Annotated in this window: 19 protein-coding genes and 1 pseudogene; 13 read left to right on the top strand and 7 right to left on the bottom strand. The window is 73.3% G+C overall.

Annotated features, from left to right (window positions below; translation table 11 throughout):
• The first annotated feature begins 205 nt into the window (after window positions 1-205).
• The 3 genes from IO39_RS51315 (at window position 206) to IO39_RS36275 (ending at window position 2097) form a co-directional block, all read left to right on the top strand.
• Window positions 206-772, top strand: coding sequence for an ArsR/SmtB family transcription factor (locus IO39_RS51315; protein ID WP_052423814.1), 567 nt, complete (start codon window positions 206-208; stop codon window positions 770-772).
• A gap of 252 nt (window positions 773-1024) precedes the next feature.
• Window positions 1025-1762 carry a S8/S53 family peptidase gene (locus IO39_RS36280; RefSeq protein ID WP_157549391.1) on the top strand — a complete coding sequence of 246 codons (738 nt, stop codon included), beginning with the start codon at window positions 1025-1027 and terminating at the stop codon, window positions 1760-1762.
• On the top strand, window positions 1726-2097 hold the full coding sequence (locus IO39_RS36275; RefSeq protein WP_052423813.1) for a hypothetical protein: 372 nt from the start codon (window positions 1726-1728) through the stop codon (window positions 2095-2097). Before IO39_RS36280 ends, IO39_RS36275 begins: the two co-directional genes overlap by 37 nt.
• A 122-nt stretch (window positions 2098-2219) precedes the next feature.
• On the opposite strand, the gene IO39_RS36270 is transcribed toward IO39_RS36275, so the two are convergent.
• Window positions 2220-3161, bottom strand: a complete 942-nt coding sequence (locus IO39_RS36270; protein WP_043633365.1) for a TIGR03620 family F420-dependent LLM class oxidoreductase — start codon at window positions 3159-3161, stop codon at window positions 2220-2222.
• An 86-nt stretch (window positions 3162-3247) separates the two neighbouring features.
• On the opposite strand from IO39_RS36270, the gene IO39_RS36265 reads away from it, so the two are divergent.
• From IO39_RS36265 to IO39_RS36250, 4 genes are all read left to right on the top strand, one after another.
• On the top strand, window positions 3248-3811 hold the full coding sequence (locus IO39_RS36265) for a TetR/AcrR family transcriptional regulator (protein ID WP_043633362.1): 564 nt from the start codon (window positions 3248-3250) through the stop codon (window positions 3809-3811).
• A 77-nt stretch (window positions 3812-3888) separates the two neighbouring features.
• Complete coding sequence (locus tag IO39_RS36260) at window positions 3889-4812, top strand: S66 peptidase family protein (protein WP_043633469.1); 924 nt, start codon at window positions 3889-3891, stop codon at window positions 4810-4812.
• 78 nt (window positions 4813-4890) lie between these two features.
• Window positions 4891-5469, top strand: coding sequence for a TetR/AcrR family transcriptional regulator (locus tag IO39_RS36255; protein WP_043633359.1), 579 nt, complete (start codon window positions 4891-4893; stop codon window positions 5467-5469).
• Window positions 5470-5519: 50 nt separating this feature from the next.
• Entirely contained in the window at window positions 5520-6416 is an 897-nt protein-coding gene (locus IO39_RS36250) for an alpha/beta fold hydrolase (RefSeq protein ID WP_043633355.1), read from the top strand.
• A 98-nt stretch (window positions 6417-6514) separates the two neighbouring features.
• Here the strand turns inward: IO39_RS36250 and IO39_RS36245 are convergent, their stop codons facing one another.
• Together IO39_RS36245 and IO39_RS36240 are read right to left on the bottom strand one after the other, a co-directional pair.
• Window positions 6515-6949, bottom strand: coding sequence for a BP74-related protein (locus tag IO39_RS36245; RefSeq protein WP_043633353.1), 435 nt, complete (start codon window positions 6947-6949; stop codon window positions 6515-6517).
• A 240-nt stretch (window positions 6950-7189) separates the two neighbouring features.
• On the bottom strand, window positions 7190-10093 hold the full coding sequence (locus IO39_RS36240) for an AfsR/SARP family transcriptional regulator (RefSeq protein WP_052423811.1): 2904 nt from the start codon (window positions 10091-10093) through the stop codon (window positions 7190-7192).
• A 275-nt stretch (window positions 10094-10368) separates the two neighbouring features.
• Here IO39_RS36240 and IO39_RS36235 point away from each other — a divergent pair, with 275 nt between their 5' ends.
• The 3 genes from IO39_RS36235 (at window position 10369) to IO39_RS36225 (ending at window position 13441) form a co-directional block, all read left to right on the top strand.
• Window positions 10369-11469 (top strand): HesA/MoeB/ThiF family protein, encoded by a 1101-nt coding sequence (locus tag IO39_RS36235; protein WP_043633348.1) that lies wholly within the window; start codon window positions 10369-10371, stop codon window positions 11467-11469.
• Window positions 11466-12716: a hypothetical protein gene (locus IO39_RS36230; RefSeq protein WP_043633465.1), complete on the top strand. Its 1251-nt coding sequence runs from the start codon at window positions 11466-11468 to the stop codon at window positions 12714-12716. Before IO39_RS36235 ends, IO39_RS36230 begins: the two co-directional genes overlap by 4 nt.
• A gap of 113 nt (window positions 12717-12829) precedes the next feature.
• Window positions 12830-13441 carry a TetR/AcrR family transcriptional regulator gene (locus IO39_RS36225; protein WP_043633345.1) on the top strand — a complete coding sequence of 204 codons (612 nt, stop codon included), beginning with the start codon at window positions 12830-12832 and terminating at the stop codon, window positions 13439-13441.
• A gap of 95 nt (window positions 13442-13536) precedes the next feature.
• On the opposite strand, the gene IO39_RS36220 is transcribed toward IO39_RS36225, so the two are convergent.
• Complete coding sequence (locus IO39_RS36220) at window positions 13537-13905, bottom strand: hypothetical protein (RefSeq protein ID WP_043633342.1); 369 nt, start codon at window positions 13903-13905, stop codon at window positions 13537-13539.
• 153 nt (window positions 13906-14058) lie between these two features.
• Entirely contained in the window at window positions 14059-16680 is a 2622-nt protein-coding gene (gene rph / locus IO39_RS36215) for a rifamycin-inactivating phosphotransferase (RefSeq protein ID WP_245642495.1), read from the bottom strand.
• 388 nt (window positions 16681-17068) lie between these two features.
• Between rph and IO39_RS36210 the strand changes: the two genes are divergently transcribed.
• From IO39_RS36210 to IO39_RS59750, 3 genes and pseudogenes are all read left to right on the top strand, one after another.
• Window positions 17069-18436, top strand: a complete 1368-nt coding sequence (locus tag IO39_RS36210) for an ankyrin repeat domain-containing protein (protein WP_043633337.1) — start codon at window positions 17069-17071, stop codon at window positions 18434-18436.
• A gap of 177 nt (window positions 18437-18613) precedes the next feature.
• Window positions 18614-19918: pseudogene (locus IO39_RS36205) on the top strand (RICIN domain-containing protein); the annotation flags it as partial.
• Window positions 19828-20070 (top strand): RICIN domain-containing protein, encoded by a 243-nt coding sequence (locus IO39_RS59750; RefSeq protein ID WP_369332899.1) that lies wholly within the window; start codon window positions 19828-19830, stop codon window positions 20068-20070. The pseudogene IO39_RS36205 and the gene IO39_RS59750, both read left to right, overlap by 91 nt.
• Before the next feature lie 118 nt (window positions 20071-20188).
• Here the strand turns inward: IO39_RS59750 and IO39_RS51945 are convergent, their stop codons facing one another.
• The gene (locus tag IO39_RS51945) at window positions 20189-21883 is read right to left on the bottom strand and encodes a family 43 glycosylhydrolase (protein ID WP_063765411.1); all 1695 of its coding nucleotides are present in this window, start codon (window positions 21881-21883) and stop codon (window positions 20189-20191) included.
• A gap of 200 nt (window positions 21884-22083) precedes the next feature.
• Window positions 22084-23607, bottom strand: coding sequence for an arabinosylfuranosidase ArfA (arfA, locus tag IO39_RS36195; protein ID WP_043633334.1), 1524 nt, complete (start codon window positions 23605-23607; stop codon window positions 22084-22086).
• Between the last annotated feature and the right edge of the window lie 5 nt (window positions 23608-23612).

Raw genomic sequence — 23612 nt, 5'->3', positions numbered from 1 at the left:
GCCGGAATGCGCCCTTGTGCGAATTAAAAAAGCGTTCATTTGACTCGTCAAGACCGTCATCCGGGACCCGCGCCTGTTGGCTGGCAGCCTTGAAGACGACAGTCCGCCACGGCGAGCGGAAGCGGGCCCGGAGTGAAACCCCCGCGATTCCAAGATCCAGTAGCACTCTTGAGCCTTCTTACCTGCTGGTCTTACGGTCGTCGCCATGCAACAGATCGATGACCTGGACGTGCTCAGGGTCTTGACCAACCGGTTTCGTATGCGGCTTTTCAGCCTCCTGTTCCGGGTCGGCCCTGTCACGGTGAGCGAGCTCGCCCGCCGGATGGATGCCGACCCCGGCCAGGTGAGCTATCACCTGCGGCAGATGCAGAAGCATGGCTTGATCGAGGACGTGCCGGAACTCGCCCGGGACAGCCGGGAACGCTGGGTGCGAGCAGCCATGCGCGGGTTGGCAGTGCTGGATCTCCAGACCCCGGAAGCCAGAGCCGTGGTGCGGGCATGTAATTCACAGTGGGTCATCGACCAGTTCGAGCGGCTGCGCGACTTCGAACGCACGCGGACGACGCTTCCCGAGGAATGGCAGGACGTGGCCTTCGGAGGCAGCCACCACCTCCGGCTCACCAGGGACGAACTCTGGCAGCTCGCCGGGCAGCTCAATGCCGTGCTGGCGCCGTGGCGCGAGCTGACGAAGTCGCGTGTCGAATCGAGCGAGGCTCCGCCGGGCACCCGCCCGATCTTCATCTTCTACCACGCGTTCCCCGAAGATCCCTGAGGAGAGGCTTGCATGTATTTCATGCATGAGGAGTGGGGCCGAGCTCACCTCGCCGAACGGCAAGCCGAGGCCGAGCGATTACGCATGATCCCGCCGCACACCCGCCCGCGCGTTCTCTTACGTCTCCGCGGCCGGTTCGCGGTCATCCTCCGCCGGCTCGCCGATCACCTCGAACCCGCCCGACAGTCCTGCCCCACCGGTCGGCCCGCCGGAGATCTGTAAGGCGATCCCCTGTGGCAGACAAGTATGTGTATGTTGTCGAGAACAGTGCTTGCCGCCGCTCTCCTGGCGGGAGTGGTCATCGCCCCACCGGCCACCGCGGCAGCCGAACGGTCTGCCCAGGAGAACGGCGTCACCCTGATCACCGGTGACCGCGTGCTGGTCACCGGCGCCCGTCACCGCATCGAGCCGGGGCCCGGCAGGCAGGTGAGCTTCGCGAGCCGGGTACGCGACAGCCACCTGTACGTGATCCCGTCCGACGCCGCGCCCCTGATCGCCGGGGGCGCACTCGACCGGCGCCTCTTCGACGTCACCCAGCTCCTCGAATGGGGCTACGGCGACGCCGGCAGGCCCGACATCCCCGTCATCTCCCAGGGCGCCACCGGCCTGCGGGCGACCCTGCGCCTGTCCGCCCTGGGCATGAGCGCCACCCGCCTGCCGAAGGCGGAGGCCGCCGCGACCTGGCGGAACCCGACCTCCGTACGCACCCTCGCGAACAGGAACAAGCTTTGGCTGGACGGCCGCAGGTCGTACTCGCTCTCCGAGAGCGTGAAGCAGATCGGCGCCCCGCAAGCCTGGCAGTGGGGCCTCACGGGCAAGGGCATCACCGTGGCGGTGCTCGACTCCGGTTACGACTCCGAGCACCCGGAGCTGAAGGACGCGGTGGTCCATGCGCGTAACTTCAGCGACGACCCCGACATCAGCGACCCCATCGGGCACGAGGTGTCGCCATCATGGCCGCCGCACCGGGCGGCGGCCACCAGAGCATGAACGGAACCTCGATGGCCACGCCGCTCATGGCGGTCCGGTACGCGCCCGAGGGCCTGGACGACCACAACCGCGCCAGGCCCGGCAGCGAGACCCGCGTGCCGCTGTGGGCGGAGCGCAATCCCGGCGCCGCGGAGGCGGCGGTCACCTCGATGCGGCTGGAGATGTCCACCGGCGCCGGCTGGCGGCAGGTGCCGGTCGTGCGCGACGGCACACGGTGGACGGCCGTGCTGCCGAACCCGGACCGGGCCGGTTTCGTGTCACTGCGGGCGACGGCGTCGGACTCGTCGGGCGCGGGGGTGACCCAGACGATCACTCGTGCGTACGCCGTCGGCTGACGTGGATCGGACGGCGACGAAGACGTACACCGGCGGCTGACGGAGTTCGGCCGGGCGGGCCACGCCCACCTCGCCGCATCCCGATGGACGATGGCCCTTCGTCGGCGGCCCCGGACGGCCTCTCAGCTGAGCGGGACGGCGGTGGAGCCGGCCGGTCGGCGGGTGAGGTGGGCGAGCCGGCGCCACTGGTCGAGCGGGAGGGTGGCCCGGTCCGCGGGCAGCGCCTGGAGGCACACGTGGTCGGCGCCGGCGGCCAGGTGGGCGCCGACCCGCGTCGCGATCTCGTCGTCGCCGATCGCCACGAGCGCGTCGACCAGGCGATCGCTTCCGCCGTCGGCGAAGTCGGCGTCGTCGAACCCGAGCCGCCGCCAGCTCGCCCGGTACGGCGCGCCGGGAAGGTAGCCGGCGAGGTGGGCGCGCGCCCTGGCCCGCGCCTCGGCGGCGCTCACTCCGGTCACCACGGCCTGTTCGACGATCAGGGCACGATCCGGCCCCAGCACCGCGCGGGCGTCGGCCGTGTGCTCCGGCGTGACCAGGTACGAGAACGCGCCGGCAGACCGGTCCCGCGCCAGTTCGAGCGCCCGGGGGCCCAACGCGGCGAGCACCCGGGGCGCCCGGGGCGCCGGGCCGCCGTCGATCCCGGCCAGTTCGAGGATGGGATCGGGCTCGTCCAGGCGGTCGAGGTGCTCGCGCAGCGCCGCCAACGGCCGCTCGTAGCGCAGGCCCAGCACGCCCTCGACCAGCCGGGCGTGCGACGTGCCGAGTCCCAGCACGAACCGGCCGGGATGGGCGTCGAGCAGCGCCCGCGCCTGCGACCTGATCATCCGGGGGTGGCGGCCCCAGATCACCGCGATGCCCGTTCCCACGACCAGCGAACCGGTGGCGCCCAGCAGCGTGGCCGCCTCCATGAACGGGTCACGGACCAGCCCTTCGCTCAGCCACAGGGCGCCGTAGCCGAGCGTCTCGACCTCGGCGGCGGCCTCGGCGGCGGCGGCCGGTGAACGCAGGTCCATGCCGGGCACCCACAGTCCCACCGCACCGATCGACGGCAGAGTCGACTTCATGAACGAGCTCCTCACTAGAATCCGGAGTGGCGCTCCGAATAGTACCGGAGTGCCACTCCGTTACGACAGGGAGAGGGAACGACGTGATGACCGGACACCCCCGGCGCAGTGACGCCCGCCACAACCGGGCTCTTTTGATCGAGGCGGCGACCGCGCTCTTCGACGAGGTCGGCGTGGAGGCGGCCGCGATGAACGACATCGCCCGCCGCGCGGGAGTGGGACCGGGCACGCTGTGGCGCCACTTTCCCGACAAGGAGGCGCTGACGGCCGAGGTCGTCGGCCAGAGCCTCGACGGCCTCGCCGCGCTGGCCGGCGACCTGCTCGGGGAGCCGGAGTCGCGGGACGTCCTGCGTGAGTGGGCCTCCGCCCTCGTACGGCACATCGCCCGCTATCGCGGGATCGCCACCAGCTACGCGCGGGCGACCCGCACGGGGGACGGCCCGCTGGGCGCCCGCTGCCGGGCCGTCGAACAGGCCGCCACCGACTTGCTGCGCCACGCACGAGCCCGCGGCCAGGCGCGAGCCGACCTGACCGGCGCCGAGCTCATCGAGATGGCCACGGCCGTCGCCTGGGTCAACGAGACGACCGCCCCGCCGGACACCGCCGAACGCCTCCTCGACCTGGCCTTCGATGGCCTGCGTCCCCGCTGAGCCCCACCATCGACGAGGCCACCGGGCGCGGTCGCGCGGTTGAGACGCCCGTGAAACAGGGATATAGGGCATCGATGATGACTGCATCGCATGAGCTCTCAGAGCGCTCCTGGCCGCGGCTGCAGAGGGGCGACCATGTCGCTCTCGTCTCTCCGGCCAGCTTCCCCGACGCCACCGCGGTCGAGGACCTCGCCCGGCTTCTGACCGGCTGGGGGTTGCGGGTCAAGGTGGGTGAGCACGTCCTGGACCAGCGCGGCTACCTGGCCGGACACGACGCCGACCGGCTCGCCGACCTCAACGCCGCCTTCGCCGACCCCGAGGTCCGGGCGGTCATCACGACGCGAGGCGGGGCGGGGGCCTACCGCATCCTGGACGGGCTCGACTTCGGGGCCATCCGCGCGGACCCGAAACCGCTGGTGGGATTCAGCGACATCACCTACCTGCACCTGGCCCTCTGGCGTCAGTGCCGGGTCCCCGGCATCCACGGCTGCCTGGTCGGCCCGAACGCGGCCGCGACCGTACATCGTCTGCTGACGAGCGCCGAACCCGTGACGCACCATCGCAATCCGGGGCTGCTCTCGGTCGCCGCCGAGGTGCCGGGTCGCGCCCGCGGCCACCTGCTGGGCGGGTCGCTGGGCGCGCTGGCCGGCATGGTCGGCGCCGGGCTGCCGGACCTCGACGGGGCGATCCTGCTGATCGAGGCCGAACGGACGGTCGGGCTCGGGCAGATCGACCGGCAGCTCACCCAGCTGATCCGCGCCCGCGCCCTCCACGGCCTCCGGGGAGTCGCCCTGGGGCGGTTCCCCGGCTTCGAGGACTACACCGACCGCGGCTGGAACCTCATCGACGTCCTTCGCGACCGGCTCACCCCGCTCGGCATCCCCGTACTCGGCGGCCTCGAGGTGGGGCACGGCCCGGATCCGCACGCCGTTCCGCTCGGCACGGCGGCCGAGCTCGACACCGGCAGCGGCACCCTCACGCTCGCCCCGCCCACACGCTGACGCGAAGCCTGCACGTCGCGGAACGTCGCCGGCGGCGCTTTCTTGAACGTACGATCCAGATACGCTACGGTAGGAGCCATGGCAAGGACCCGGGAGTTCGACACCGAGGCGGCGGTGAGCCGCGCCATGGAGCTGTTCTGGACGCGCGGCTACGAGGCGACCACCGTCCGCGACCTGACGCAGCTGCTGGGGATCGGACAGGGATCCCTGTACGCGGCGTTCGGCGACAAGGACGGCCTCTACAGGGCCGCGCTGGAGCACTACCGCAGCACGCTCGCGGCGGCCGCCCTGCGCAGCCTGGAGGAGGGGACGGACGCCCGTTCGGCGATCCGTATGATGCTGGCCCAGCGGGTCCGCATCGCCGCCGAGCACGAAGGCCGGGGCTGCCTGGCGGTCAACGCCGCGTGCGAGCGCCTGCCGGAGGACTCCGCGACCGGGCGCATCGTGCGCGACATGCAGGACGCCGCCCGGGACGCGATCGCCGAGGTGCTGCGGGTCGCGGCGGAGCGCGGCGAGATCGCCGCGCGGCACGACCCGCACACGCTCGCCGCGTTCCTCGTCACCTTTCTCAACGGCCTGCTGGTGTCCGCGAAGATCACGCCGGACGCCCGCGCCCTCGAGTCGCTCGTGGAGGTGGCGCTCGCCACCCTCGACTGAGCTTTCCTGCCCGAAATCTGTATCAAGCGATCCACAATAAGGAGCTTCCGATGTTCGACCACGAGGGGACCCCCGTCCGCACCGGCCGCGCCGCCGTCAACGGGACGAGCCTGCACTATCGCACGGCCGGGTCCGGGCCGGCGGTGGTGCTGCTGCACGGCGTCCCCAAGACCGGCTACCACTGGCGGCACCTCGTCCCCAAGCTGACGCCCCAGTACACCGTCGTGGTCCCCGACCTGCGCGGTCTCGGCGACTCCGCCCGGCCCGCGGACGGATACGACTCCGCGACGATGAGCGACGACATCGCCGCGCTGATGAGCGGTCTGGGCCACGAGAGCTACGCCGTGATCGGCGAGGACTGGGGAGCGGTGATCGGCTACCAGCTCGCCGCCCGCCACCGCGACCGCGTCACCGCCCTCGTGTTCGCCGAGGCGCTGTTCCCCGGGTTCGGCTTCGAGGACCACACCGCGCTCACCGCCGAGAACGTCTCCAGCGGCATGCACCTGTGGCACCTGGGCTTCTACTTCCAGCCGGACGTGCCGGAGATGCTGATCGCCGGACACGAGCGGGAGCTGATCACGTACATGATCAAGTTCGAGCGCAGCCGCCCGGACAGCGCGACCCCCGACGCGATCGACGAGTACGTGCGCTGCTACTCCATGCCCGGCGGCATCCGCGCGATGCTCTCGATCTACCGGGCGATGCTCGTCGACGCCGAGCAGAACCGGCAGGCGGCGCGGCGCAAGCTCGACATCCCGGTGCTGACGCTCGGCGGTTCCGCCTTCATCGGCGACCGCAACGAGTCGCAGATGCGGATCATGGCCGACGACGTCACCGGCCACGTCTTCGACGCCGGCCACGACCTCGCCGAGGAGGTGCCCGAGGAGATGGCCGAGGTGGTCCTGCCGTTCCTGGCCCGGACGCCGGCGACCACCCGGGCCGCCTGACACCGCCGCGGCGCCTCACCGGCACAGCCGGCCGGCCGGTTTTCGGAATGGGGGCGGCCCCCGGAGCGGTGCTCCGGGGGCCGCGACGGCGGACGGCGTCAGGACGCGGCGGGTAGCTCGCGGATGAGCCGGGACGTCCAGGGGCACCAGATCAGGCCGGGCAGGAACGCCCCACCGGCCTCGTCCAGGTGATCCTCGACGTACGGGATGGTCGCGTCGCAGACCTCGATCGCGACGTCGAAGAAGTCGACCGTGTCGGCCCGCAGGTGGTAGCTCCAGCGCGGGTTGTAGGAGGCCGGGGCCTTGGCGATGCGCCCGTACACGTGGGGCCGGTCCGTGGTGGTGCCGCTGAGCAGGTCGCGAGCATGCTGGATCTTGCCGGGGTCGGTGAGCTGGACGACGAACTGCTCGCGGGTGATGTCGGTGATCACGAAGTAGGCCGGACTTGCCGCCTGGGCGGGCGCGGGCGCCACGACGCCGAGCGTCGCGGCGGCGACGAGAGCTGCGAGGATCCTGGTGAGGGTACGGCGCATGGAGATCCTTTCACGCAATGACTACGGAGGGTTTGCGATCGCATGCGCAAAGTAATCACGCCAAGATGAGAACAGCCCCTGACGTCACAGTGACAACACCATCACCACAGGCACGGCCGTGCGTCCGGCCGGCGCGGAGCCGGTCCCGGCGGGCCGGCCGACCGGCAGGCTCGGGGGTCGGGGCGGGGAGAGGTTCGGGAGGGCGGGCCTGCGGTGGCCGGCCGTGTGGTGGGGCCGGGGTCATCGCGGGGGGTGTTCGCCGAGTCCGTGGATTCTGGCGCGGAGGGCGTCGGCGTCGCCCGGGGCCAGCTCGGCGATCAGGTCGAGGGCGCGTCCCAGGGTCTGCCGCCCTTCCGCCACCTGGCCCGCCGCCACCTGGGCCTCCCCCAGCCGCCGCAACGTCCGGGCGCCCAGCGCGCGCTTGCCGCCCCGCCACGACAACGACCGCAGGTAATAGGCGATCGCCTCGTCGTACTGGCCGAGCAGGTGGTGGATGTAGCCCATGCTGTCGAGGGTGGCCGACTCGCCCGGCCTGTCGTCCAGCTCGCGGTGGATGAGCAGGGCCTCCTCGCAGCGGCGCAGCGCCTCCCCGTACGCGCCGAGCCGGGCGTGGAACCAGCCGACGTTGTTGAGCACCCGGCCCTCGCCCGCGCGGTCGCCGGCCGCGCGGTGCAGCCGCAGCGCCTCCTCGCTCAGCGCCAGGCCCTCGGCGTACCGGCCCTGGCGATCCTCCAGCAGGCTGAGGTACGTGAGGCAGACGCCCTGCCCGACCGGGTCGCCGAGCGTGCGGAACAGGCCGAGGGCCTGCCGCAGGTGGGCGCCGCTCGTCTCGTCCCGGCCGAGGCGGATGAGAGCCTGCGCGAGCCCGACGCGGACGTGCGCCTGCGCGGCCGGGTCGGCCAGCCGCTCGGCGGCCTCCAGCGCGATCCGGTACATCGCCGCCTGGTCGTCGGAGCGGCCCTCCTGGGACAGGAAGCCCCAGCAGGCGCAGGCGAGCTGCCAGGCGTGCGTGTCGAACCCGGTGCGCGCGGCGTGCCGGATCGCCGCCAGCAGCGTCCGGTGCTCGCGGCCGAACCAGGCCAGGCTCTGCGCGCGGTCGGCGATGCGGGCCACGACCACGCCGGGCCGCGGCCTGGCCAGGGTGAGGGGGACGCGGTGCAGCAGCTCCAGCAGCCCCTCGCCGAGGTGGGCGCTGTGCAGGTAGTGGTCGAGCAGCCGGTGCAGGGCCTCGCGCCGCTCGTCCGCGGAGTCGTGCAGGAGCGTCAGCTCCTCGGCGTACGCGCGGAGCAGGTCGTGCCAGCCGTACCGGCCGGGTGCGGGCTCGGCCGCCAGGTTCGCGCGGGTCAGCTCGGTGAGCAGGCGGCGGGCCTCGCGCACGGGGACCCCGGCCAGGCTGGCGGCGGCCGCGGCGGAGATCTCCGGCGCGGGTAACAGGCCCCGCAGCCGGAACAGGCGCGCGGCCTCCGGGCTGAGCGCCCGGTAGGACCACGACAAGACGGTACGCATGTTCGTCCTGGTGTCGCCCCCGTCGAAGACGTCGAGGCCGCCGGTCGCCTCCGGCTCGTCCTGGCCGTCCGCCCCTTCGAGCCCCGTGATCAGCGCGCGCAGCGGGAACGCCGGGCGGGCCTGGGCGCGGGCGGCCACGATGGACAGGGCCAGCGGCAGCCCCGCGCACCGGGCCACGATGTCGTCCACCGCCTGCGGCTCGGCGCCCACCTTGGCCGCCCCGAGCCGGCGCGTCAGCAGCTCGCGGGACTCGGCGGGCGAGAACAGCCCCAGCGACAGCGTACGGGCTCCCTCCGCGGCGACCAGGCCGGTCAGCTCGGCCCGGCTCGTGATCAGCGCCAGGCAGCCGGGCGCGCTGGGCAGCAGCGGGCGCACCTGGTCGGAGTCGAGGGCGTTGTCGAGCAGGATGAGCATGCGGCGCCCGGCCAGCAGGCTGCGGTAGAGCCCGGCCTGCGCCTCCAGCGTGGCGGGGATCAGCTCGGACGGCACGTGCAGGGCGTCCAGGAACAGCCGCACCGCCTCGGCCGGGGACCGGGCGGCGTGCGTGGGCCCGTAGCCCTGGAGGTTGACGTAGAGCTGGCCGTCGGGGAAGCGGTCGCGGACGCGGTGTGCCCAGTGCACGGCCAGGGTGGTCTTGCCGACGCCGCCCGTGCCGGTGACGACGCACGGCGGCGGCGCCTGCCGCGGCCCCGGCCCCGGCCCCGGGGCGGTGAGCCGGTCCAGGGCGGCCAGTTCCTCCTCGCGGGCGGTGAACGGCTCGGTGTCCGGCGGAAGGTGACGCGGCACGGCCAGGTACGCCGGGGCGGTCTCACCGTTCGCGGCGGCGGTCGTGGGGGTCGCCGGCGTTTCGTCGCGGCCGGCCAGGATCGCCTGGTGCAGGCGTTGCAGCTCCTCGCCCGGCTCGATGCCGAGCTCCTCGGCGAAGCGCCGCCGGGCGCCGCGGAAGACGGCCAGCGCCTCCGTCCGGTGGTCGCCGCGCGACAGCGCCGTCATCAGCAGGGCGACCAGCCGTTCCCGCAGCGGGTTCTCCGCCACCAGGGGCGCCAGCTCCGCCGCGACCTCCTCGTGCCGTCCCTGCCGCAGGTCGAGCGCGGCCCGCCGTTCCAGCGCCGCCAGCCGCTCCTCCTCCAGGCCGGGCACCACGACGTCGGGCAGCCACCGCCCCGCCGCGTCCGCCAGGGGCGGGCCCTGCCAGAGCGCCAGGGCCGCGCACAGCAGGCCGGCGGCGCGTTCCGGGTCCGCCTCTCCCCCGGCGTCGCGGACCAGCTCACGGAAGCGGTGCAGATCGATCCGGTCGCGCCCGGCGGTCAGGCAGTAGCCGCGCGCCGAGGTGGTCAGCGCCGCCTCGGGGAACGGGGCCAGCAGGCGGCGGAGCCGGGAGATGTGCCCCTGGACGGCGTTGCGGGCGGAGCCGGGCGGCTCGCTCGCCCACAGCGCGGTCTCCAGCCGGGCCACGGGCACCGGCCGTCCCGGTTCGAGCAGCAGCATCGCCAGGATGGTCCGCTGCTGCGGCGTGGACGGGCCCAGCCGCCGCCCGGCGTGCCACACCCCCACGGGCCCCAGCAGGCGGAACTCCACGCCCTCGACGGTCACTTCGTCCCAAGCCTCCAAGCCGCTGACTTCCCCGGTGATCGTCATATTTGATCACCGCTGGCAGCCTAAGTGGACGTTCAGCGGAAAATCAGCGCTATTTCAGCACCAGGCCGCACTCTGGTCACGTTGGCATCTGGCGCCACACGAACCATGAGGAGGCACATCATGGAGATCAAGGTCAAGAAGGTCGAGTCCGTCAAGGCTACTCAGAACCCCGCCACGTGAGGCTCTGACACCGCCTGACGATTTCCCCCGCGGGGAGGGGCGGCACGCCCCTCCCCGCGGGTTCTGGCATATGTACCGGCTGGCGCGGAGGCACGATGCGTGTGGCGTTGAAGGAATGCGAGTGGGAGACGATCGGCGAGGATCTCCTGGTGGTCTTCGACGCTCGCGAGGCGATCACCCTGGACGACCCCGACGGGCACGTGGCCGCGCTGCTGGCCGAGCTGCGCCGGGCGCCGCAGACCGCGGCCGAGCTGAGCGTCTCGCTCCAGCGGCGCGGCATCCCGCTCTCGGAGCAGGACGTCAGCGGCGGCCTGACCGGGCTCGACTCCCTGGGCCTGGTGGAGGACGCCGACGGCCGTACCCTCGGCGACCCCGACGAGGACGAACGGCACTTCTCCAACCTCAGCTTCTACGGCACCTACGCCGGCCTGGAGCGGCAGCGGGCCGCCTTCCACCGGCCGCTGAGCCGGGCGCACGTCCTCGTGCTCGGGGTCGGCGGCGGCGGCTCCTCCCTGGTGCAGTGCCTGGCCGGTCTCGGGGTCGGCGAGATGACCCTGGTCGACCAGGACCGCGTCGAGTCCCGCAACTTCGCCCGGCAGTTCCTCTACCACCACGCCGACATCGGGCTGTCGAAGGCCGAGCGGGCCGCCGCGTGGGTGCGCGACTACGACCCGCGCATCAAGGTGCACGCCGCCGACCGCTGGGTCTCCGCGCCCGAGGACCTGGAGGATCTCATCCAGGGCGTGGATCTGGTCGCGGGCGGCCTCGACGGCCATCCGCACGCCAACCTCTGGGCGAACGAGGCCGCGGTGCGCAACGGCGTCCCGTACGTGCTGGGGGGCGCCAACCGCAGCCAGCTCATGTACCTGTCCGTGGACCCCGGCCGCACGGCCTGCCTGGCCTGCGACTACGCCGACCGGCCGACCGGGGACGACGCGGACGCGGTGGCGTACCGGATCGTGGAGAACATGAAGCTGAGCAACCCGCTCACCGGGCCGATGGCGATGCAGGTCGGCTCGCTGCTCGCCCTGGAGGCGCAGCGCTACCTCACCGGGTACGAGCCGCCCCGCGCGGCCGGCCGGCGCGTCACCCTGGATCTGCGCACCGGGCTGGTGCCCGAGTGGCAGCCCCTGCCCAGGAACCCGGACTGCCGGGTGTGCGCCCTGGCCCCGGGGCGGGCGGGCGAGCGCGGATGAGCGCCTCCGGCACCGCTCCGGTGCGGCTCAAGCCGCTCAGCGTCGTGCCCGAGGGCGACGACGAGGTCCTGGTCGGCGACCCGGCCAGCGGCACGTTCGTGACGATCCCGGCGGTGGGCGGGGTGGTGATCGCCGCGCTCCGGCGCGGCGCGAGCGTCGAGGAGGCGGCGGCCGAGGCCGAGGCGTTCGCCGGCGAGCCGGTCAACGTCGTGTCCTTCGTGGCGACCCTCGGCGAGCTCGGCTTCCTGGCCTCCGACGAGGAGGAGGCCGCTCGGGACGCCGTGGAGCCCGTGCGCACCGCGCCGATCCAGGCCCGCCGCTGGATGACCAGCGTGCGCCCGGAGACCGTGCGCCCGTTCTTCGGCCGTACGGCCTGGGTCTTCTATGCCGCCTGCCTGGTCTACGCGGTGGCCGTCTTCGTCTTCCGGCCCGGCCTGCTGCCCGATCCCGCGGTGGACGCGTTCCCCTTCGACGACGTGGGGCTGAGCGCGCTGGCCTGGCTGCCGTTCGTCTGGTTCGCGGCGGCCAGCCACGAGTGCGGCCACTGGCTCGGCGCGCGGGCGCTGGGCATCCAGACCCGTTTCGGCGTCGACCGCCGCCTGTGGATGCTGGTCTTCGAGACGGACCTCACCCAGCTCTGGACGCTTCCCCGCCGTCAGCGCTACGGGCCCCTGCTGGCGGGCCTGGCCGTGGACTCCGTCCTGCTGGCCGTGCTGCTCACCGGGCGGCTGCTGATCGACACCGGCGTCTGGCACGCCCCGGAGCTGGCCGGGAAGCTGCTGGCCGCCTGGGTGTTCATCAAGGTCATGCAGATGCTCTGGCAGAGCCTGGTCTTCCTGCGCACCGACCTGTACGCGGTGCTGCTCAACGCCCTGGGCTGCCGGAACCTGTGGCGGGTGAAGTCGCTGATGCTCAAGCGCGCCCTCTGGCGGCTGACGGCCGAGGAGACGGCGGAGCTGGCGGACGCGACGGACACCGACCTGCGCGTGGGCCGCTGGTTCCGGTGGGTCTGGCTGGCGGGCTTCGCCGGCGTGATCGTCTGGTTCTGCGTCCTGCTGCTGCCGGTCTTCGCGGAGGCGCTGGCCTGGGCCGCCGAGGGGCTGGCCGAGGGGCCGCTGACGGCCGCCTTCTGGTACCGCCTGCTCTGCGTCACCCTGCTCCTGGGCCCCGAGGCCCTGGCCCTCGTGCTGACCGTCAAGGAGTACGCGGCCCGGCTCACCGCCCGCCGCACGGCCAGAGCGCACTGAGCCTCCCGGCCCGCTCCCGGGTGAGCGGGCCGGGACGCCGGTGGCGTGGTGACCGGGGCGCCGGACCGGGCCGCGCGTAAAACCGAACTGTTCGGTTGGTTAAGGTGAGAGGCATGGCCACCACCGACACCCGCGACCGGATCGTCGCCGCCGCACGCGACGAGTTCGCCCGGCACGGGATCGCCGGCGCCCGCGTGGACCGGATCGCCAAGGCCGCCCGCACCAGCAAGGAACGCGTCTACGCCTACTTCCGCACCAAGGAGGCCCTGTACCGGCACGTGGCCGCGGCGGAGCTGGCCGAGGCGGCCGGCGCCATCCACCTGGACCCGGCCGACCTGCCCTCCTACGCCGCCCAGCTCTTCGACTACTTCACCGCCCATCCCGGCCGGCACCGGTTCATCGCCTGGGGCCGCCTCGAACTGGCCGCCACCGGCGCCGCGGACGCCTCCGGGGGCGCCGCGGGCGACGGGCCCAGCCCGTACCGCAACGCCATCGCCGCCAAGCTGGACCGGCTCCGCCGCGCGCAGCGGGACGGCCTCCTCGACGCCACCTGGGACCCGGTCGACATCATGGCCCTGGTCTCCCAGATCGCCCAAACCTGGAGCGACCAGACCGAGCTCGCCGCCCTCGCCCCGAAGGCCGCCGCCGACCCCACCCCGGCCGCCCGCCGCGCCGCCGTGATCCGCGCCGTCACCGCCCTCTTCCCGCCGCACCCCCGGCGGTGAAGCCGGCGCCACCCGCCCCGCATACCCGGCGCCCCCGTCCCGCATACCCGGCGTCGCCCGCCCCGCGCACGCGGCCGTGCGGCGGAGCCGCCGAGTCAGGTCTCCCTGGCCAGCGAGCCGGCGCCGGCGTTCAGGCGCACGACGTCCCCCTCGACGTCGGCCACCTGATCCGGGACGACATAGAGGTCGCGGGAGAACAGGCCCTTGGCGTCCACCTTGACGAACCCCGTACGCACCAGCCGCGCCGCCAGCGCGGGCGGAAGGTCGGGCTCGGGGTCCCGGAAGATGTCGGCCAGGACCGGCACGACGCCGGGCCGGGCGTCCGGCTCCTGCCCCTCGGTCGTCACCGCCTGCGGGTCGCCCATCTTGACGAACTCCACCTTGCCGAGCTCCTTGCCGTCGCTGTCGACGACCTTCATGCCGGACCGCACCTGACTGACGAGCTGCTCCTGGGAGGAATGCACCGCGACGCTCCTTTTCTCGACGAGCCTCCACGCCTACCCAGGCGAGCCCGCGAAAGTCCTCCGCCCCGGGCGGCCGGCGGTCACCCCCGGATCGCCGGGCGCTCGGGAACGGCCCTGTGACGCCGCGGCGCGGCAGCTCGGCCACCCGGTGGTTCAGTCGAGGAGTTCGACGTAGCCGTCGGTGCCGTGGACGCGGATCCGCCGGCCATCCCTGATCAGCCGGGTGGCCCCCGCCACCCCCACCACGGCCGGCAGGCCGTACTCGCGGGCGATCACCGCGCCGTGCGTCATCAGGCCGCCCACCTCCGTCACCAGCCCGGCGACGGTGACGAACAGCGGCGTCCAGCTCGGGTCGGTGTAGGCGGTGACCAGGATGTCGCCGGTCTCCAGGTCGGCCCGCGCCATGTCCGTGACGACCCGGGCCCGGCCCTCGACGGTCCCGGCCGAGACCGCGAGCCCGGCCAGCGCGCCGGGCGGGAAGTCGGCGCGCCGGTACCGGCCGTTCAGGGCCTCGCCGTCGGAGGTGAGGACCCGGGGCGGGGTGAGCGCCTCGTACGATCGGAACGCCTCCCGGCGGGCGGGAACGAGCGCGGCGGCCACCTCGCCGGTGCGCACCACGTCGCGCAGCTCCTCGAACCGGAGGAAGAACACGTCCGTCCTCTCGCGCAGCACGCCGGCGGCGACCAGGCGGCCGGCCTCCCGCAGCAGCGCCTGCTTGTAGAGGAAGTAGCGGCTGACCATGCCGTACTTGGGGTATTCCCGGTAGCCGGCGAAGGTGCGGACGCGGTCGATCATCCGCTTGGTCTCCTCGGCCTTCCGCTCCCCTTCCGGCAGGGCGCGCAGGCGGGCCAGCAGCTCCCGCTCCTTGCGCCGCGCCTCCTCGCGTCCCTGCTCGAAGTGGCGCCGGCCGGCGCCCGGCGCGAAGTTCCTGACGTTGGCCAGGATGATGGGGACGAGCATGGCGGGCCGCTCGCTCCAGCGCGTCCTGGTGATGTCGATCTCGCCGGGGCAGCGCATGCCGTACCGGTCGAGGAAGCCGCCGATGGCCGCGCGCGCCTCCGCTCCCCCGCTCAGCCCCGCCAGCTCGTCCAGGAATCCGTCGCCCTCCCGGCCCTCGTCCGCGACGCGCCGCAGGTGCGCCACGACGTCCGCGTGCGGCCGGATCGCGTCCGCGACGTCGAGCAGCGCCAGCCCCATCTCCGAGGTGACGTTGTGCGGGACGGACTGGGTGAGCACGTCGGCGGCGTTCTTCTCGCCCAGCCACGACTCCAGGTGGTCGTTGAGCCACCAGGCCGCCTCCATCCCCGCCATGATCGCCTGGTGGCTCCGGGGCGCGAACAGGATGCGCCGCAGCTCCCCGAGGTCGGCCTGGATGAAGTCGAGCAGCGCCGTCCCCGACAGCCCCTGGATGTCGCGCCGCAGGGTGGCGACGGACTCCTCGTTCTGCCGGATGAGCTCGGTGACGATCGCCGGGTCGGTCTCGATCGGGGCGGGCGGGTCACCGGCGGGCGGGCCGCCGGGGCCTTCGTCGTCCCGCAGCGCGATGAAGTCGCCGCGGTCGAGGACGGTCTGGAGCGCGTCCCTGATCAGCGGGTCGGACTTGCCCAGGGTGTCCAGGAGGTACGTGCGGCCGGCGGGCGTGGCCAGCATGGGGGCCACGTCGACGAACAGCCGTCCGCCCGCCTCGGACATCGGTCGCGGCGTGGTCAGCTGCCACACCGACAGTCCCAGCGGCTTCATCGCGTCGGTCATCATCTGCTGGTGCCCGACGGAGACGTAGACGTGGTTGTCCTCGTCCCCGGACTCGGGCACGGACTCGGGCACGGACTCGGGCACGGGGAACAGCGTGGTGATCGGCCGGCTCTGGACGATGTGGAAGTCGCCGCCGGCCAGGCACCATTCGATGTCCTGGGGCCGGCCGAAGCGCGCCTCGATGCGCCGGCCCAGCCGTACCAGGCGCATGACCTGGGCGTCGGTCAGCGCCGGCCGCGTGCGCCGCGCCGGCTCGACCGGCGCGTCCTGGACGCCGCCGCCCGGCGCCGCCCGGACGAGGCTCGGCTTGTCGGCGACCGCCGCGCCGACGATCTCGTCGCCGCGCACCGTGTAGACGTCGCCGGTCACCTGGCCGGCGACCAGCGCCTCGCCGAGCCCCCACCCGGCCTCCACCGTGGCGACCTTCCGGTTGGAGGTCACCGGGTCCGCGGTGAACAGGACGCCGGCCGCGTCGGGGAACACCATCCGCTGCACGACCACGGCCATCCGCACCTTGCGGTGGTCGAAGCCGTTGCGGCACCGGTAGGTCACCGCCCGCTCGGTGAACAGCGAGGCCCAGCAGCGCCGGACGTGCCGGAGGATCTCCGCCCGGCCCACCACGTTGAGGTAGGAGTCCTGCTGGCCGGCGAAGGACGCGGTCGGCAGGTCCTCGGCCGTCGCGCTGGAACGCACCGCGCAGGCCGTCCCCTCCCCCAGCCGGGCCAGCGCCCGGCCGATCTCCGCCGCGAGGTCGTCCGGCACGGTGACGCCCTCGATCAGGCGGCGCAGCTCGGCGCTCAGGGCGCCGATCGCGGCCCGGTCGTCCGGCTGCACCCGCGACAGCAGGCCGAGCCGCGTGTCGATCTCCGGCACCGCGCCCACGACCCGCCGGAACGCGTCCGTCGTGACGCAGAAGCCGTCGGGCACGCGGACGCCGTCGATCCGCGAGAGCTCACCCAGATGCACGCCCTTGCCGCCGACGTCCGCGGCCCGCGTCGCGTCGATCTGCTCGAAACCCAGCACGTAACCCAATTGCGTCGCTCCATCGTTCGTCTGGCCGGTTCGCAACGGGCAAGTATGGAGCACTTTTTCGCGCCTCATGAGGCGCCGGGATCTGCTATAAAGTGAAAGTGGCGGGGAGGTGTACGCGCGACGCGCGGAAAACCCCGCCGGGCCTTCTGACAGTCGCCTCCGCACGTCGCCGGCCTTGTGACGGTCGCCTCCGCACGTCGCCGCTCTCCTGACGGTTGCCTCCGCGTGGCGCCGGTCCCTACGCTGGAAGCGAGCGCGCGAGGGCGCCACCAGTCCGCGGGCAGGGACTCTCCCACCTCGATCAGCACGTCGGCATCCTGGATCAGGACCACCCTCTTTCCGGCCGGGCCAGCGGACCCCGGTGCCGAAGGAGGTCGCGATGTCCGATCGTCATTTCGAGCTGCCGGCCCGTCCGGGCCTGGAGCACTACCGCAAGCAGGCCAAGCACCTGCGCCACGCGTACGCGGCGGGCGACGCGGCGGCGGGCGCCCGGGTCGCCGACGTGCTGGGCGATCGCGCCGCCGGGCGGTTCCTGCTCAGCGACGCCCAGTTCGTGCTCGCCCAGGAACACGGGTTCCGCTCCTGGGCCGAGTTCCGCGCCCACGTGCGCGGCCGTGGCGCCGCCGGGGAACGGCCGGTCTCGCGTCTCATGGGGGTCAGCCCGGGCATCTACGCCGCGATGGCCGGCACCCTCCTCGACGCGTTGCGCCGCGGCGACCCCGCCGCGCTGCGACGCCTGCGCGCCTACGTGCCCCGGCACGCCACCGCGACGCCCGAGCTTCGTGACGCGCGGCTGGTCATCGCGCGGGAGCTCGGCTTCCCGACCTGGCGGGAGCTCGTGTCGTTCACCGAGAAGTCCCGGCGCGACCTCGCCGAACACCGGCAGCGGCGGCGGCTGCTGCGCCGCGAGGCCGAAGCGCTGCTGGCCGGTGACCTCGGGCGGCTGGCCGGGGTGACCGCCGAGCAGGCCGGCACCCTGCTGACCCTGCTCGCCGGCTCCGAGCCGGTCCCCGGCGTCCGGCTCGGGAAGGAGCTCGGCGTGCCGCGCGCCGGAGTCGAGGTCCTGCTGGACAAGGCTCCCGACCTGGATCTCCCGCTCGTCCGGGCCGCCCGCTCCGACCGGGTCGCGTTCGTACGCCTGCTGCTCGACGCCGGCGCCGACCCCGGAGCCAGGACGTGGGGCGTCACCCCGCTGGAGAACGCCATCTATCACGGCAACACCGAGGTCGTCGACCTGCTCGCCGGGCGGGCGATCGTCCCGGGGGCGCTGTGGACGTACGCCGCCTGCGGCCGGCTCGACCTCGTGCGGGCCTGTTTCGGCCCCGGCGGCGGCCTCCTGCCGGGGGTCGCGGCGGCGCGCCCCGACCTCGCCGACACCGGCGCGGGCTTCCCGTCCCGGCTGCCGCCGTCCGATGATCCGGAGGAGATCGTGGGCGAGGCGTTCGTGCACGCCTGCCAGCACGGCCGGGCCGAGGTGGTGCGCTGGTTCCTCGACCACGGCGTGCGTCCCGACGTCGCGCCCTACCTGGGACGGACCGGCCTGCACTGGGCGATCACGGGCGGCCGGGTCCACGTGGTCCGCCTGCTCCTGGAGCGCGGCGCCGACCCGTCCGTCCGTGACGACCTCCTGCGGGCCGACGCGGGCGGCTGGCTGCGCCTGACCTTCGCCGCCCGCCCGCACGACCCCGTGGCCCGCCGCCTTCGCACGCTGATCGCGACCGGATGGATCGGCCGCGGGCGGGCGTGAAACTTTCACCGTCGGGCGCCGGGTCACCAGGGCGATCTCGCGTTCCGTCCTGGTGCCCCGGCGCCGGCCTTGACGGCACTCGTCACCCCTCTTACGGTTAAACCGTTTTAACGCAGCGATGTTAACGCCAACATTTGATCTCGCGCACCCCGCGCCTTGTGCAAATGGGCCAACACCATGACAAATCGCTCCGGTCATTTCCGCAGGATTCTGCTCAGCGTCCTCAGCACGCTGGCCCTGACCCCGGTGGCCGCCCTCGCGGGCGCCACACCCGCCAGTGCCGACACCCGCCAGTTCAGAGGCGTGAACTGGGCGGTGCCCGGCGACAACTTCGTCGAAGGCCCGCTCGTCCTCGACGGGCTGGCCCAGTCCGACAGCTACGCGACCGTACGCGCCAAGGCCGACGCCGTCTACAACGGGTTCGAGAGCCTGCTCGGCGTCAACACCGTCCGGCTGCCCGTCAACACCCACACCGTCGGGTCGTCGTGGTGGAACGCCTACCGCGGCACGATCGACGCCGCCACCGCCCGCGGCTTCAAGGTCGTCCTCGCCTACTGGGAGGACGGCGCGGCCTCCGGCGGCCGGATCACCGACATGGCCGCCTTCACCGCGATGTGGAACACCGTGACCGCCCAGTACGGCACCAACGATCTGGTCCACTTCGAGCCGATGAACGAGCCCCACGGCTACACCGCCACGGAGTGGACGAACCTCGCCGCCGCGTGGATCGAGGCCCGCCCGTCGATCCCGAGGGGCCGCGTCCTCGTCGGCGGCACCGGGTACAGCCAGGACCTCAGGCCCGTCTGCGCCGACAGCCGCCTCACCGGGACGCTGCTCTCCTATCACCACTACGCCTTCTTCTACGGCGAGAAGGACTACGCCGGCTGGGTCCAGAGCTTCCGCGAGCGGCTCGGCGCCTGCGCCACGCGCGCGGTCACGACCGAGTTCGGCGCCCAGATGGACTTCGGCCTGGACTACGGCGACCCCGCCTCCGCCAACAACTTCGTCCGCTACTTCCGCGCCGTCACCGACTCCATGCGCGACCTGCGCATGGGCTCGATCTACTGGCCCGCGCTCGGCGGGAAGATCAGCGAGTACGGTTACGACCGCTACTCCATGTTCACGCTCCAGGGCAGCGGCACCGGCCTGACCCTCGGCATCCGCAACCCGACCGGCGCCGCCCGTCTCCGGCACGGCTGGGGCGACGGAGCCGCCGGCCTGGTCACGCTCACGGCGCGGCACTCGGGCAAGTGCGTCGACGTGGTCAGCGCGTCGACGGCGGACGGCGCCGAGATCGCCCAGTACGGCTGCAACGGCGGCGCCAACCAGCGCTGGGAGTTCCGCGACCTCGGCGCCGGCTACCACCAGATCGTCGCCGCGCACTCCGGCAAGTGCCTCGACGTGGACGCCGCCTCGACCGCCGACAACGCCAGGATCCTCCAGTGGTCCTGCAACGGCGGGCAGAACCAGCAGTGGCAGGCGCAGGACGCCGGAGCGGCCGGGTGCGCCTGGTCGCCCGCCACTCCGGCAAGTGCCTCGACGTCACCGGCCACTCCACGGCCGACGGCGCCCGCCTGATCCAGTACGCCTGCGGCGGCGGGCAGAACCAGCAGTTCACCCGTAACGCCACCTGACCGGGCGGACGGCGACCTGGCCACCGGAGGTGCGGGCAGGAGCAGGGCCCGACCGGACCGGCGGCGGCCCGGCCACCCGGGGCCGAGCAGGAGCACGGCCCGACCGGCGGCGGCCCAGTCAGCGGGGCGTGAGCAGGAGCACCTCCCTGGCCGGGCCGCCGTCGCGGCTGACCAGCCGGTACGTGCCGGCGTCCGTCACCTCGACGCGCCAGGTGGCGCCGCGCCCGCCGAGGGGACGGCCGGTGCGCGTGTCCGCGATCCGGTAGAAGCCCTCACCGGCGTGCACGAAGCGCCAGGCGTCACCGAGCCGCTCCCGGTTGGCCGGGCCGGTGATCAGCACGTCGCCCACAGGCTGGAGGCGGAACTGCTGGCAGGGCTCCCCGCGCCAGGCGACGGTCCGCACGTTCCCGTCCGGCCGGTCGCAGGCGTCGAGCACGCGGCCGGCCAGCTTGTTCTCGATGCGGGACCATCCGCCGTCGGTGGGCAGGACCCGGAAGCGCTGGCAGTCGTTGTCGAGCCAGCCCCACTGCGCGACGCGGGCGCCGTCCGCGTCCACGCAGGCGGCCACCTCGGCGACCTTGTTGCTGTGCCGGTTGAGGATGCTCGACCAGCCGCCGCCCCGGTGCTCCAGGCGCCACTGCCGGCACGCGTCCCGGCCCGCCCGCACCGCCGGCCCCTCCACCGCCGCCAGGCCCGCCGGGGCCGCCCGGCTCTCCGCCCCCGCCAGACCCGACGGCGCCGCCAGGCTCTCCGGCGCCGTCACCCGGAGGTCGGCGCCCTCGTAGCCGCAGGTGGGGTTGTCGATCGAGCCGGCGCCGTCGCGGCTCACCAGCGTCAGGTACGCGGGGCCGCGCCCGTGACCGCGATTGCCGCTGAGCGGGTCGCCCAGGCGCGGCCAGCCGCCCTCCCAGGAGATCGGCCGGACCGACCCCTTGGGCAGCGCGCCGTCGGCGGCGTCGTAGTAGTGGTGGACGAAGAGGTCGGGGCCCCTGCCGGGGCGCGGCAGGACGTCGCCGCCGCCGGTGCCGTGGAAACCGTTGTAACCGCGCAGCAGCTCGGTGCCGCCGCCTTCCAGCAGCGGCACGCCGTCGCGGTCCACGTACGGGCCGCGCAGGGCGGCCGACCGGCCGACGACGACGCGGTAGTCGGAGTTCACGCCCCGGCAGCAGAAGTCGAAGCTGGCGAAGAGGTACCAGTACCGGCCCTTGCGGACGATCGACGGGCCCTCGATCGCCGCGCCGCCCCGGGAGGCGAGCGAATACAGCGTCGAATCCGCCGGGGACGGCAGGCCCGTCGCCGGGTCGAGGCGGCGCAGCTTGATGCCGTCCCAGAACGAGCCGAACGACAACCACGGCACGCCGTCCTCGTCCAGGACGACGTCGGCGTCGATCGCGTTGAAGTCGTCGGAGGTGTCCGAGCGCAGCACCAGGCCGCGGTCCACCCACCGGTAGTCCGGGCTGCCGGGGTCGAGGGTGGCGTTGGTGGCCAGCCCGATGACGGAGTTGTTGGTGCCGAACGAGGAGGCGGCGTAGTAGAGGTGGTACTCGCCGTCGAAGTAGCTGAGGTCCGGCGCCCAGAAGTCGCCCGGCGTGGTGCCGAGCTCGTCCACCACCCACTGCGGCGGCGTGGTGAAGACCGTGCCGAGCGGCGTCCAGTGCACCAGGTCGGTGGAGCGGCGGATCGGCAGGTAGGTGCGGGTGTCGATGTCGCCGGTGATGATCTCGTAGTAGTACCGGCCCTGCTTGATCAGGGTCGGGTCGTGGGCGATCGGGTCCGGGGAGGGCCGCTCGGCCGGCACGGCGGCGGACGCCACAGCCGGTGCCCCGGCCGGCACCGCCGCCGCAGAGACCGCCGCAGAGACCGACGCAAAGACAGACGCAGAGACCGACGCAGGTGCCGCCGCAGAGGCCGACGCCGGGGCGGACGGGACCGCCAGGGCGGCGCCGAGCAGCAGCGCGGCCACCAGCCCGGTCACCCGTCCGGCCGCCCGCCCCGGCGAGCCGGGGTGGCGGCTCATCGTTCGCCTCCCGCGGAGCGCAGGCGGACCGCGGTCCACGACACGCGGGGCAGCACGACGGTGAGCGTCCGGCCGTCGAAGGAGACCCGCTCGGTGGCGCGGAGCGTGACCCGGTCCGGGTGCCGGGCGGTGTTGGTGGCGCGCAGGTCGTCGTCGGTCAGCGTCCACGCCTCCGCCAGGCGCGGCTCGTCGTCGAACAGGCGCAGGTCCACGGTCAGCTCCACGGGATCGGTCTGGTCGCGGTTGACGGCGAAGATCACCACGTCGCCGCTCTCGGCGTCGTGGGTGGCGACGGCGTCCACCATGGGCACCTCCCCGTGCCGGGCGGTGCCGTACGTGGGCGAGGTGAGCCGGGTGCGCAGCACGTTGCCGCGGGCCAGGGCGGCGGTCTTGGCGAACGGGTGGAAGATGGTCTGCCGCCACGCCGGCCCGCCGGGCTCGGTGCGGATCGGCGCGATCACGTTGACGAGCTGGGCCTGGCAGGCGGCGGTGACCCGGTCGCTGTGGCGCAGCAGGGAGATGAGCAGGTTGCCGACCACGACCGCGTCCGCGACGTTGTACTCGTCCTCGATCACGCGGGGCGCGACGTCCCAGCCGGTGGGCGGTTCCTGCCCCTGGAAGCGGGACAGGTACCAGACGTTCCACTCGTCGAAGGAGAGGTTGATCTTCTTCTTGCTGCGCAGGCGGGCGCCCACGCTGTCGGCGGTGGCGACAATGCTGTCGACGAAGTGGTCCATGTCGACCGCGCTGGCCAGGAAGGAGCCGAGGTCGCCGTCCAGCTCCTCGTAGTAGGCGTGGCAGGAGACGTAGTCCACCAGCTCGTAGGCGTGTTCGAGCACGGTGGTCTCCCAGGTGCCGAACGTGGGCATGCCGGAGCTGGAGCTGCCGCAGGCCACCAGCTCCAGGCCCGGCTCGGCGGAGCGCAGCGCGCGGGCGGTGGCGGCGGCCAGCAGCCCGTACTCGTGGGCGCTCTTGTGCCCGAGCTGCCAGGGGCCGTCCATCTCGTTGCCCAGGCACCACAGCGTGATGCCGTACGGCTTGGCGGCCCCGTTGGCGCGGCGCAGCTCCGACAGCGTGGTGCCCTCGGGATGGTTGACGTACTCGTGCACGTCGAGGGCCTCCTGCACCCCCCGGGTGCCGAGGTTGACCGCGTACATGATCTCGACCTCGGCCTTGGCCGCCCAGCGGGCGAACTCGTCGATGCCGACCTCGTTGGTCTCGACGGAGTGCCAGGCCAGGTCGCGACGGCGGGGCCGGTGCTCGCGCGGGCCGACGCCGTCCTCCCAGCGGTATCCGGAGACGAAGTTGCCGCCCGGATAGCGCACCAGCGTGACGCCCAGCTCGCGGGTGAGCGCCAGCACGTCGGTGCGGAATCCGTCCTCGTCCGCCAGCGGGTGGTCCGGCTCGTAGATCCCGGTGTAGACGCACCGGCCCATGTGCTCGACGAAGGAGCCGAACGTGCGGCGGTTGACCGGGGCCACGACCGCCGCCGGGTCGAGGACGACAGAGGCGAGGAGCATGGTTT

This window comes from Nonomuraea candida, assembly GCF_000725485.1.
In the GTDB taxonomy this organism is placed as follows: Bacteria; Actinomycetota; Actinomycetes; order Streptosporangiales; family Streptosporangiaceae; genus Nonomuraea; species Nonomuraea candida.
This window is presented reverse-complemented; position numbering and strand designations above follow the sequence as displayed.